This is a genomic window from Photobacterium kishitanii (genome assembly GCF_000613045.3).
Classification (GTDB): Bacteria; Pseudomonadota; Gammaproteobacteria; order Enterobacterales; family Vibrionaceae; genus Photobacterium; species Photobacterium kishitanii.
The window spans coordinates 312,861-324,653 of the sequence record NZ_LN794353.1; the positions used below are offsets into that span (position 1 = coordinate 312,861).

Sequence of the window (11,793 nt, forward strand, 5' to 3'; positions counted from 1 at the left end):
GTTATATTTAATAATGATGATTTAAAAATAAAATCATAACAACCTAATTAATATACAATTACTTAATCGGATTTTTTAATATATACGTTTCTAAGTTACCATAATCATTTAATGCCCTCACAGAATTAACTATCTTCCCAGTCACATTCACCTTATCACCAGGCATAAACATCGTTAATTTATTTGTATCCACCTCATTAAAAGCTAAAGGTTTATTTTTATTATCAAAAACCTCACTAATAGCAAAAATATAAGGAGTACTATTTACCAACCACTGTTGCCCAGGCAAATGTTGAACTGTCATATTTTTTTCAGCACCAGGACGATCTTTAACAATAGTTTCTGGGCGATAAATCAACTTAACCCGTGTGCGGATCGCCATTGATAACCCACTTCCTTTATTAGCTTGAGGAATTTCTTGTAAATTTAGCCAATAGATCGATTCTTTATCTTTTGGCATATGATCCGACATTTTCATAATACGAAACACCTGTCGTTCATTACCGTTAATTTTGAAAAATGATGGTGTCGTAACAAACGTCGGACGGGTATCACTTTCAGTAATATTGTCAATCCATACTTGCCCACCATACATTTCATCTGATTCGTTATTTGCTATTGCTGAAACAAAAGAGGTACTACCATTATAAATATACCGTGTTGTATCCAAAGCCAAAGCTGCAGAAGCGCTGTTAGACATTATTAAAGGAAGAAAGACTGCTAATAACATTTTTTTAATTTTCACATACCACCTCTTGTAATTCATGTGTATCTTGAATTGCTGTACCCGAAATTTCACAATTACCTAAGACCAAACCAGTTGGTTTATCGATACTACTGATAAACAACACACCATATTGAGAAATGAACCCCAGAGGTACTCCTGTTACCGACCTAGCCCATGTTCCATTTGGGACAAATTTCCCATTTTTATCTTTTATTTGTAATAGATAGCGTTTAACCGTTATTGAGCTAAAAGGCATATAAACCACAGCACCACTCGTAGGAACCACCGTTATATTAGTCTTCAATAACTCTTTATCTCTCGGTAAAGTTGAACCATCCAATGTAATATTATTAACGTTATAACCACTGATAGGAATAATTGTATTTCCCTTACTATTTGTTGGATAAGGAGAAGACATAAACTTCACACCTTCTGTATTCGCCACATTAGCAATTGCTATCGTATCAGTCGTATTCCGCGTAAAAATAATATCTCGCTTAGTCGGCAAAATAATGGCAGATCCCGAAACAGATGCAGACCCAGTCACATTTCTCCCAGCTTGAGAAAGCTGAGTATTCAAAAGTACACGATCACCTCGATAACTCGATTGTAAAGAATATGTCGGGTCACCATTCGGGTGTGACCATCCAATGCTGGCAGAATAATCAATATTTTCACTGAGTGTCGAAGAAATACCGCTATTCATACTCATACTTCCATCATCTGTAATATTAACGCTGGCATAAGAATTATATTTACGACTAAATGTATCAAAAGGCACCGATATCGAGAGTGATACCCCATATCCCGTTCCATTACCTGTTTGCGAATAAGTACTCCCCAAGTTAAGGCTAAATTGTTCAAATCGAGCAGATACATTACTGTTAAAGCCTATACTCGTCTCACTGTCTCCCCAATACCGTCGGTGCCAGCCTGATAGTCCAACATCAATATTATCAGCCAACCGATGAGTTAGGCTCAGTTCATACTGGCTCTGCTGCTTCTTACGCTGATCGTTTTGCCGTTGCCATGGCATAAAGTCAGAAAATTCAGTATAATTTTCTGAGGTATACTGAGCACTAGCTACTTGTAAACTGGTATCTCTACTAAATGTTTTAGCATAAGTTAGTGAAAGTTTTCCGCCACTCCGTTTACTATAATCATTATATTTTCCATAAGAATAAGCCCCCTGAACGGCCAACGTCCCCCATTGTCCTAATCCTCGCACCCCTCCAATACCTACATTAGTATATTTCCCATGTAACAATGCACTTGACTTCAACGTATAATTGTCAAATCCATATCCGTAAGATACTGCTGTAAAAATACCATCGAGCTTTTCTCTTCCTTCATTTTCCCTTAATCCAGCAAATACCCCATACTCAGATTCACCTGGACTCAACATATTCGGTACAATCGTTAACGGAAATAACTGTGTTGAAACTGATCCATCTGACTCTGTCACTGTCATAGTGACATCACCGCTACTCAATAAATTAGCATTTTTTATTTCAAACGGTCCCGGTGGCACAATTTCCGAATACACAGTACTACCATTTTGAATCAAGGTTACGCGTGCATTTGTTCGCGCAATACCTGAAAATACAGGCGTGTAACCTAATTTATTTGGCAGCATAGTACTGTTACTGGTTAAGCTCATTCCTAATAGACTTGTACTACCTGCTAATGAGCTACTGACAAATGTTTTCCCTAACGTCAAATCTGCATTTAAATTCTGTAAAGCACGAGTGGCACTAATCATAGAGATATCACCCCCCGTTTTATTAACGTTTATAGATGTCGTTGCTATCCACTTCCTCGTATTTGCAGTTATATCCGTTGCAGCATAAGCGTCAGTCCCCACATCATTAATATTGGCATTCGTATTATAATTAAGGCGAATAGCAGAGATGCCATAATCCCAATCGGGACGAATCGCTGACTGACGTAATAAACCTTTTTGAGGTAAAGAAAAACGAACATTTTGAGTTAAAAAATCAAAATCAACATGACTATTAGGCTCATTGCCCAACTCATAGCACTGACGTGTTGTATTAAACACCTTTGCATAAAATTGTGGTTCAATCACAATTCCTGCATCACTCAACCACTTATTCGTTAAACATATGCTGTCTTTATCTTCACTGGTAACGGTGAAAACACGTTTGCCCAAATCTTTATCATTAAAGACTATATCCACTAAATAGCGCCCAGGTGTATATTTATTATTTAAACTCTCCCAAGCTGCAGTATCTATTTTTGCTCCTCCCTGCAAGAAACTGAGATTTAATTCACCGGCATCTAATACTGCGCTGTAGCAGGCCAATACGCTACTTACAGCCAAAAATGAATAACGACTCCTCATTGATACGTCACCACTAACGATAACGATCCATAATATTCACCGACCTCAGCACTATCTAACCCATCAGCCGTTGCCATAAAACCAAACACACCTTTTGCTGCAAACTGGTTCGGATACGTTAGCTCTGCATTATTTACCGTTATCGTATTACGATTACTTACCACCCCAGTGTCTGTAGATGAAATAGCAATACGAATATTATCTCCAGCCCCCTGTGTAATAACACCACGTTCATCTAACTGATTAACAGACTTATCCCCGAAAGAAAATTTTACAAAATCATTACCAGCTAAAAAAGCACTACACCCAGGTTCAGTTGCCTGTTTTTCATAAAGCTTAACAGTAAAAGGGTGACTTTTAGTACCACGACGATTTGATTTATTTTTATCGTGCGTTCCAAATTCAATTAGTCCACTGCGAGAAACACCACTATCGACAACTACCGAACAAGCTGAACCAACCACCACACCATTAACATAAATTTGACTTTTTAACGCCAGCTTCGACGATGCAAATGCCACCATGGGAGTGAATAAGAGAGAGTACAACCATAATCGTTTCACAAATAAGACCTCACTATTTTTAATAGCTTTTATATTATAAAAACACATCACCTTTTATATATTGACGGCGAAGACAATGAAATAAATGTCACTATCACTAGAAAAATCATTTTTTTTCAAATTCAGCCAGATACGTGAAATACAAAGAAATCAATTCATCTCTTTTTATATGATCATTTTTATCAATAGCTTTAACTAATTCACGCCGCACTTTGTTCATTTTATTTTTTAGTGTTTTTTTTTCTTGCTGTTGTTCATATCGTGCGATCCATTCCATAAACATATCATTACCTATTCTCTTTTATTAACATTCAACCTTCGTATAAACAAAAAGAATTACTTACACTGTATAAAATATATCCACACAGACCAAATTAAAAACTTTAATTGAGATTGTACTCTTGGTCTTTCTAAATAAAGTAAAGCTATTGTATCAACACCAAACAAAAAATAAATACAGATAATTCCCACAAAAATTAAACAAATACGTAACACAATAAACTAGTACAGCATGATTTTTATTCCAAATGAGTATTGTTGGGATTTTTATTGTAAGAATCTCTCTATTTTTCTATCCGAGCACCTAATAAAACCCAAGTAATGAATCAATATATTAACAATTAAGGTGAGTAAAATGACTCAGCTAGTACCTTGATGAGTTAATTATTATTAACCATAAAATATTAAATGAACCATCTAATTAAATTTAAATATGATTATTATTCAGTGGCGAAAATATATTTCATTAGTCAATTAAAACAAGTAATTAAGAAGATTATCAGCAAAGCATAATGATAAAACAAGTGCATAATATTGCATATTAAATATATATGCCACTTAAAAAAGTAAAAATGAAACAAAAATGAAATAACTATTTCAATATAAAAACAATTAAGAAAATTCTTACAATAAACCACTTGATAACAAATATGTTATATATAAACTACTATTAACGGCATTAATAACAACTAAGAATACTCTATTATCCAATTATAAAAATAAGACTTGAGAGTTTTCTTTAAAATACAATGTGTATCATAAGTAAAATAAGTTACCCACAAAAATCAGATTTATGATTCACGTATTAATTATCGATTCATTAACCACTATAAAGAAAAGTAAGCATGCTATGAATATACTAATTATTGAAAGTGATATATTTCAATCTAAAAAATTAAAAAGTATCCTATTAAACATTAATATGTGTAAAATTATCATTGTTAACAATGCTGATCTAGCTATAAAAGAGCTACAGCAAAATCATTTTAATCTCATATTCTGTAATATCGACATTACTGATATTGATGGTATAACGATACTATTTAAATTTATTCATAACAAAGAGCTTCAAAATATCGTACTAATGAGTTCAGGAAATGAAAATATTTCTCAGCTTACTTATGACATGTGTAATCAACTAAATTATAAGCATGTTTCTATGCTTTATAAACCATTTGATATTACTTCATTAGAACGAATATTATGTAGGATAACTAAAGAAAATAATGAATTACATTTAAATGAAATAGACAAACCACTATCAAGTATTGATATTATTCGAGCATTTAGCGAAAATTGGATATTTTTAGTCTATCAACCACAATTTGATTTTAGAAGTGGTGATCTATTGGCAGTAGAAGCGCTTGCCCGCATACGACATCCCATTTATGGTGATATAGAACCGAAGGTATTTATACCGATGATAGAAGATATGGGATTAATGTCTCATTTGTTTCATCTCGTACTAGATAAAGCGACATCAGCACTAGGGACATTTGGTTTTAATGTTAAATTATCGATAAATATAACCAAAAACATATTACAAGAAGAAATTTGCGATCTAATTTTAAATATCTGTCGTAAAAATAATTTTGCCAATTCAAACCTAACACTCGAATTAACTGAAGAACAGGCATATCGTAGAACGCCAACGTTACTTGCTAATTTAGCTCGCTTAGAGTTAAATAATATCAAGTTATCTATTGATGACTTTGGTACTGGTTATGCTTCACTTGACCAATTAATTAATCTACCAGTTGCTGAAATTAAAATTGATAAAAAGTTCATTTCAGGAATATGTCACGATTACAAACGTCAACAAATGACTAAATTATCGTTGTTTTTAGCTCAATCATTAGGAATTAACTGCGTTGCTGAGGGTGTAGAAGATAAGGAAACTTGGGAATACCTGCGAGAATTAGGTATAGATGTCTGCCAAGGATATTATACAGGCAAGCCTCTCCCAATACATGAATTAAAAGAGCTATATAATCTCTTCATTGAAACAAAAAAGAATCAGCCTTTAGTTTGTAAAAATACGACTATTTTAATATTCATTGATAACTCATTAAGTATGTTAGCGTTAGAACGGTTATTATCAAAAGAACTAACTGACTACTCAATCATCACAGCATCGAATACAGATTCCATTAATTGTACTTTACGTGATTACCCTATAAATTATATCATCTCCGATTCACTATCCATTGATAAACTAGAGGACATCAATTGGGAAAACAAACTAAATGATAATAATGTTTCATTACTATTACTCGTCGAGAAAGATAAAAATCATAGTATAAAAACAATAAATAATATCATTCCAGTTATAAAATCAGGGACATTGCAAGAGGACGTAAAAAAAATCATTTACAATATAAAAAAAAGCAAAATCTCATTAAATTTAGAATACGATTCATTATCGAAACAAGAACAAGCAGTAACTAAGCTTCTTATTGCAGGTTTTACAAATAAATATATTGCAAGAGAACTTGATTTAAATGAAAAGACAATAAGCACATACAAAAAAAGAGTCTTAAATAAATTAAATGTAAAATCAACCGTAGAGCTATATCAAGTTTTAGGTAACAACTAAATATATTTCTGCATTATTAAGTAATTCAGCAACGTAGCGATTATTAATTTTTCGCTACGTATATGTGTATATTTTATTAGGTCTATTTAAAAGATTTCTACATAACATTTTCACCTCAGGACACTCAATCCAGACGCTGCATTCCTTCTGCAGAATATCTATTTATGACCATGTTAAATGAAGACATAAAACCTTTTAATATCAATTATTAAACAACACTTCACCAAGATATTCACCATCATTTATTACGCCAGGCAACACAAAATAATAACCGCCACCAAATGGTTTTATATAACGCTCTAGTGGTTCACCATTGAGCCTTTTTTGCGTATTAATAAAACCAGTTTTAAGGTTTTTCTGATAAGAGATAAAAATGAGCCCCATATCTAACATTCCCGACTCATTTATCCCTAACGAATAACTATAACTGCGTCGTCGTAATTTCGCAGTGTATCGCTCTGGATTACGCGGCTCAGCTCTACGCATATGTGAATTAAATAAGATACGATCTCCATGCGGATCTTTCTCATATTCAGGAGAATCGTGCTCATGTTTCATTCCTAGTGGAGCACCAGTTACTTTATGACGACCAAAGTCATTTTCTTGATCTTCTAAAGGCGTTCGATCCCAAAACTCAAGATTAAAGCGAATTAAGCGAACTGCTTGATATGATCCCCCTCGACACCAAGTCGGTTCTTTATCGCTATCTGTAACCCAAACTAACTCATTCATTAGATCTGTATTATCGGCAGGAGCATTACCTGTACCATCTTTAAAACCAAACAAATTCACAGGCGTTGATTTATGATCAATATCGCGCGATGGTAAGAACCCATCTATTTTCCAGTGTGGCGCTAAATATAAACTCGTGTGTTGTAAAATATCACGTAAAGCATAAACCACACTCTCAGGACTATTTGCACATATCTGTAACGCGATATCTCCACCACACCAATCAGAGTCAAGTCTGTCATTTTGAAAACTCGTCATAGCAACTAAATGCCTTGGCTTTAAATGTTTAAGACCAAAACGAGAATCAAATAAACTCGAGCCTAATGAAACAGTTACCGTTAACGAATCAGGATCTAAATGCTCGCCAAGCATTCCTGACTCAAAGGGTGGCATTTTATCATTACTATTAAGCGGCAATTTTTGGGGTTGAGTTAAATAAGCAATCCGATTTGTGATAATTTTGAAGAGATCTTTTAATTCTTCTAAACTACTTGCTGTTACAATAAAGGTTACAAAAGAAACATTTTTTTGCTCTTTAGTAATCACACCTGCTTGATGATGTCCTTTATAATCAATCTTATGATTATACTTACGTTCAGAATACGTTTCTTTTGCTACTATAGTTGGAATAGTAAATAGTGCACTACCTGCAACAAGCGTTTTTAATGCATTACGTCTAGAAATTTTAAAAATTGAAGATGATTTCATGCTATTTATTTCCATATATTCTTTAATATTTGTAATACACATCAAGGTTCAATTTTGCCCTTAGTGTTGCGAGTAAATATGCTTGCTGCGTCAGTACAGAATATAATTTTGTTTTATCCTTTGAACTTAAACTATTATACAATTTATATTCGTTATTATTCAGTTTATAGCCATCGAGGATATCTATGATTTCACTATAATTATGTAATATTGGCGCTAATGAGTCTTTAGGGATAAAAGGTTTAACTTCACCGACTATATATAAAGACCCTTTTACGTTAGCAGCGATATCCGCTAAGTCAGATAAACTGTATCTATTTTCTTTACCTGAAATTTTAGTCTCCAATACCATCTCAATAAAATCAGCAGATGACTGAATCAATTTAGCAATATCAATATCTTCAGCTTTTACTCTTCGTGCTAAATCATTTGAATTCATCAATAACTCATCAACAGCAGCCAATGCAACTTGAGTATTTTTTTGATTAAAAAGCAAATATTCAACTAAATGAAAACCTTTGAAACGGTAATCCTTAACACCATCGAGAAAATCATCACTACGTGAATTAATAACTCGATCAGTATTACCAAATAACCGCACAATAGGCCGCACCATTTCATAATATTGATGAGCTCTAACATAAGCAACTTGTGCACTTGCTATATTGTTAACCTTTAAACTACTTTTTAGGCTATTTAACTGACATATCATATTTTCAATATTTTTAGATACATAACCCATATATGTTACAGTTACTTGTTTGTACTTTTCTGGAGTAGGAATATCACCTTTCGCTATGATAATTTCACTACCCGTTTGCACAGGTGACCGCAATGCTTTAGCTGCTGCTCCTTGTGCAAACAACAGCGAAACAAATACGTAAAGGATTAAAATACTAACGTTATTACGCATACTTTCTTCTCCGTGAAAATATAACGGCAATAACCATCCAGTAAAAAACAAACGTAATAACACTTAACCAAATAGGCTGCGATCGATAGCCAAAGAATGAATTCAATAGATTGCCAAAAAATCCTGAATCATCAAGCAATGCAGTCGTATTCCAAGCTGGATAGTACAGAATATCAGGTACAGAATAATCGTACTCAATAAGTAAATTAATACTTCCCTCAACACCTTTTAGTAATAATGAAACAGCTAGAAATAATAAAATAATTCCTGTTGTATTAAAGAAAATACGCCAAGGTACATAATGATTAATTAAGGTAAACAGATAAAGCGTTAATGCCGCAATAACAATACCGCCACCAACTTCTGCAAAAAAATCGGCTGCATTTGCAGAGTTAAGAGACATAATAACACCCGATAAAAATACTACGATTTCACTACCTTCTCTCGCAATCGCAATGGCAACTATGAAGGTAACTCCCCACCAATGTTGATTTTCTGTTCTCGCCTCTAATCCTGATACAATTTCGGATTTCATTGAACCACTATGACGATTCATCCAATAAACCATTTGAACAATTAATATGCACGCAACGAACTCCATCATAATCATAAATAATGATTGGCCGGTATCACTCAAGACATTGAATACACCATAGATTAACAATGCGAGTAAAATAGATGTACAGATCCCTATTGCTACACCACCCCATAAGTAACGTAATCCGTTGCGGCTATCTACATGCTGTTTAATCCAAGCGTAAATAATGCCAATGAGCAGTAAAGCTTCAATACTCTCACGCCAAATTACAAATAATACTTGTCCCTTCATTGGCTTGACTCTTTAGCTATAATTTTTCCTTTTGGATGATCTAAATGGAAGTCGTCAAAAAATGTATAAGTACCTTGCCTTAGTGGTGCAATGACAACAACCGAGCTAGCCCCCGGAGCTAATACTTTTTCTTTTCGTAATTGAGTGCTTTCAAATTCAGCGGGTTGATTACCTATATTTGAAATTTTAATCCGAATTATTTTTTTTGTTGGAACCTCTAAAACAAGTGGAATTAGATCGCCATTTTTAATTTGTAAATTAACCGTAAATTTTTCAGCGGCATGAACAGATATAGGCGAAAATAAATAAAATGAGAGAATAATAAGTGTTAAATACTTTTTCATTTTGCCTCAATATTAATTTGATAAATAAAAATAAGAGGAGGTCACCCTCCTCTTTATTTAGATATAATTTTTAATAGCTTCCCTTTCGCCCGACGCCGGCATAATTAAATTCCCATGAAACATCAAAAGGTTTAAACCATGGTGCAACACCTGTCTCTTTATCAATATGACGGTAAAAAGGAGCATTTTTATTGTATGATGGCGGATAAATAGTAAAGACAACTTTATATTTACCATTTCCATCCAATTTGATGTTTTTACCATAGTGAGGACCATCACTAGCAACCATTGGCATAAACATACCTGACTGCGCTTCTTTTTTATCTCCCAGTTTAGTTACAGAATATTTAATCGTTAGGTATGGAATCCAGTCACCTTCGGCAAACCCATTTGGATTTTCCTCAGCAGCATGTATATCCGCTTCCAAATGGATATCTGCCTTATTGGCTGGTAGTGTAGTCATGGTTTTGTCTTTTCCCATGTCCATCGTTATAGGCTGTAAATAAACGCCTTGGATTTCCATACCATCTTTAATCGTTGGTTGACCTAAAGGATATTCTTGAGAAGTTGCAGTAGCTGAAAACAAAATTAAAGTTGATGCGATAGCTAGAGATGTTTTTTTCATTATCTATTCCATGATTAATTGCAATAAAGAACCAAATGATATTGATTATCACTATCATTAACCAACATTTTTATCAAATTCAAGTGAAAACTAAGTTTTACAAAATAAACACAAATATCCATCTTAGGATACACTTTTCATTTTAGTGTCACATTTAGTCTTAACGCGTAAATGGAAATAGCACTTCGGTCGCGACTCTTTAGTAACCATTTATATTAAAAATCATATATAAGTGGTAGATAGGTAGATAGGTAGATAGGTAGATAGGTAGATAGGTAGATAGGTAGATAGGTAGATAGGTAGATAGGTAGATATTGTATATCATCTCAGTTCATACCGTGATGAAGATCTGTTGATATATATGTATTATGACAGTATTTTTATATCTTCTTTTATAATTTACTTCATAAAATGACTCAATATTTATCTATAATAGTCAAACTTTAATCATTAATATCAGCAACAAAATATTTTAATTTTTTGTTATACACTTAATAAATCATTTTATAAAAAGAAAGGATTATATATGAACATAAAAAAATTATGGGGTTCTTGGGACTTAATTTCATTTAGTCATACCATCTTAGAGACTAAAGTTAAAACTAACATTATGGGTGATAATCCTAATGGAACAATTATATTCACTGAAGATAATTGTGTTAGTGTTATCATCACGAATGAGTCCAGAAGAACAAGTAATAAAATTGAAGATAGTAATTATCTTTATAATAGTATGATGGCATACATGGGACGTTACGATCTCAATGGAAACAAATGTGACTTTCATATTGAAATTTCATGGAATCCATCTTGGGTTGGTTTAACATTACAACGTGAAATAATACTTGAAGATGACAAACTTATTATTAACACACTACAACAAGTTGGTATTGATGGTAATTTAAGTACTGCCACATTAACATGGAAAAGAAAGAATAATATTTAAAGACAAAAAGAAACCAATAAGATTAAATATAGTAACCATAATAAATAATTTTGTTGAGATAATATCAAACAAAAATTCATATTGATAAGTATCATATATGGATTAAGCGATATCTAAGTCCTTATATTTAATTGTTTTTTCAATGCTGTATATTATAAAACCTACA

At 33.0% G+C, this 11,793-nt stretch carries 11 protein-coding genes; 2 read left to right on the forward strand and 9 right to left on the reverse strand.

Going from position 1 to position 11,793, the window contains the following annotated elements; genetic code table 11:
- Nucleotides 1–58 precede the first annotated feature (58 nt).
- The 4 genes from PPBDW_RS16730 to PPBDW_RS16745 form a co-directional block, all read right to left on the reverse strand.
- Nucleotides 59–745 (reverse strand): fimbria/pilus periplasmic chaperone, encoded by a 687-nt coding sequence (locus PPBDW_RS16730; RefSeq protein WP_181950653.1) that lies wholly within the window; start codon nucleotides 743–745, stop codon nucleotides 59–61.
- Nucleotides 735–3,092 (reverse strand): PefC/AfrB family outer membrane usher protein, encoded by a 2,358-nt coding sequence (pefC, locus tag PPBDW_RS16735; protein ID WP_054262142.1) that lies wholly within the window; start codon nucleotides 3,090–3,092, stop codon nucleotides 735–737. The genes PPBDW_RS16730 and pefC overlap by 11 nt, the downstream gene beginning before the upstream one ends.
- On the reverse strand, nucleotides 3,089–3,655 hold the full coding sequence (locus PPBDW_RS16740) for a fimbrial protein (protein WP_036792795.1): 567 nt from the start codon (nucleotides 3,653–3,655) through the stop codon (nucleotides 3,089–3,091). The genes pefC and PPBDW_RS16740 overlap by 4 nt, the downstream gene beginning before the upstream one ends.
- Before the next feature lie 106 nt (nucleotides 3,656–3,761).
- Nucleotides 3,762–3,932: a hypothetical protein gene (locus PPBDW_RS16745; protein WP_155521647.1), complete on the reverse strand. Its 171-nt coding sequence runs from the start codon at nucleotides 3,930–3,932 to the stop codon at nucleotides 3,762–3,764.
- A gap of 852 nt (nucleotides 3,933–4,784) precedes the next feature.
- Between PPBDW_RS16745 and PPBDW_RS16750 the strand changes: the two genes are divergently transcribed.
- Complete coding sequence (locus PPBDW_RS16750; RefSeq protein WP_036790563.1) at nucleotides 4,785–6,530, forward strand: EAL domain-containing protein; 1,746 nt, start codon at nucleotides 4,785–4,787, stop codon at nucleotides 6,528–6,530.
- A 201-nt stretch (nucleotides 6,531–6,731) separates the two neighbouring features.
- Here PPBDW_RS16750 and efeB read toward each other — a convergent pair whose 3' ends face one another.
- The 5 genes from efeB to PPBDW_RS16775 all read right to left on the reverse strand — a co-directional run bounded on the left by efeB (nucleotide 6,732) and on the right by PPBDW_RS16775 (nucleotide 10,681).
- Complete coding sequence (gene efeB / locus PPBDW_RS16755; protein ID WP_243423026.1) at nucleotides 6,732–7,970, reverse strand: iron uptake transporter deferrochelatase/peroxidase subunit; 1,239 nt, start codon at nucleotides 7,968–7,970, stop codon at nucleotides 6,732–6,734.
- Nucleotides 7,971–7,992: 22 nt separating this feature from the next.
- Complete coding sequence (locus PPBDW_RS16760) at nucleotides 7,993–8,883, reverse strand: EfeM/EfeO family lipoprotein (protein WP_036790566.1); 891 nt, start codon at nucleotides 8,881–8,883, stop codon at nucleotides 7,993–7,995.
- Entirely contained in the window at nucleotides 8,876–9,712 is an 837-nt protein-coding gene (locus PPBDW_RS16765) for an FTR1 family iron permease (protein ID WP_036790569.1), read from the reverse strand. Before PPBDW_RS16765 ends, PPBDW_RS16760 begins: the two co-directional genes overlap by 8 nt.
- Nucleotides 9,709–10,056 carry a cupredoxin domain-containing protein gene (locus PPBDW_RS16770; RefSeq protein ID WP_036790572.1) on the reverse strand — a complete coding sequence of 116 codons (348 nt, stop codon included), beginning with the start codon at nucleotides 10,054–10,056 and terminating at the stop codon, nucleotides 9,709–9,711. Before PPBDW_RS16770 ends, PPBDW_RS16765 begins: the two co-directional genes overlap by 4 nt.
- A gap of 70 nt (nucleotides 10,057–10,126) precedes the next feature.
- Nucleotides 10,127–10,681, reverse strand: coding sequence for an iron transporter (locus tag PPBDW_RS16775; RefSeq protein ID WP_036790575.1), 555 nt, complete (start codon nucleotides 10,679–10,681; stop codon nucleotides 10,127–10,129).
- Between the two features lie 526 nt (nucleotides 10,682–11,207).
- On the opposite strand from PPBDW_RS16775, the gene PPBDW_RS16780 reads away from it, so the two are divergent.
- On the forward strand, nucleotides 11,208–11,627 hold the full coding sequence (locus PPBDW_RS16780) for a lipocalin-like domain-containing protein (RefSeq protein WP_036790577.1): 420 nt from the start codon (nucleotides 11,208–11,210) through the stop codon (nucleotides 11,625–11,627).
- The last annotated feature ends 166 nt before the right edge of the window (nucleotides 11,628–11,793 follow it).

Excerpts from the sequence above, each read along its gene's own strand:
- PPBDW_RS16745 (WP_155521647.1), bottom strand. The coding sequence starts at position 3,932 with ATGGAATGGATCGCACGATATGAACAACAGCAAGAAAAAAAAACACTA.
- PPBDW_RS16760 (WP_036790566.1), bottom strand. The coding sequence starts at position 8,883 with ATGCGTAATAACGTTAGTATTTTAATCCTTTACGTATTTGTTTCGCTG.
- PPBDW_RS16770 (WP_036790572.1), bottom strand. The coding sequence starts at position 10,056 with ATGAAAAAGTATTTAACACTTATTATTCTCTCATTTTATTTATTTTCG.
- pefC (WP_054262142.1), bottom strand. The coding sequence starts at position 3,092 with ATGAGGAGTCGTTATTCATTTTTGGCTGTAAGTAGCGTATTGGCCTGC.
- PPBDW_RS16765 (WP_036790569.1), bottom strand. The coding sequence starts at position 9,712 with ATGAAGGGACAAGTATTATTTGTAATTTGGCGTGAGAGTATTGAAGCT.
- PPBDW_RS16750 (WP_036790563.1), top strand. The coding sequence starts at position 4,785 with ATGAATATACTAATTATTGAAAGTGATATATTTCAATCTAAAAAATTA.
- efeB (WP_243423026.1), bottom strand. The coding sequence starts at position 7,970 with ATGAAATCATCTTCAATTTTTAAAATTTCTAGACGTAATGCATTAAAA.
- PPBDW_RS16775 (WP_036790575.1), bottom strand. The coding sequence starts at position 10,681 with ATGAAAAAAACATCTCTAGCTATCGCATCAACTTTAATTTTGTTTTCA.
- PPBDW_RS16780 (WP_036790577.1), top strand. The coding sequence starts at position 11,208 with ATGAACATAAAAAAATTATGGGGTTCTTGGGACTTAATTTCATTTAGT.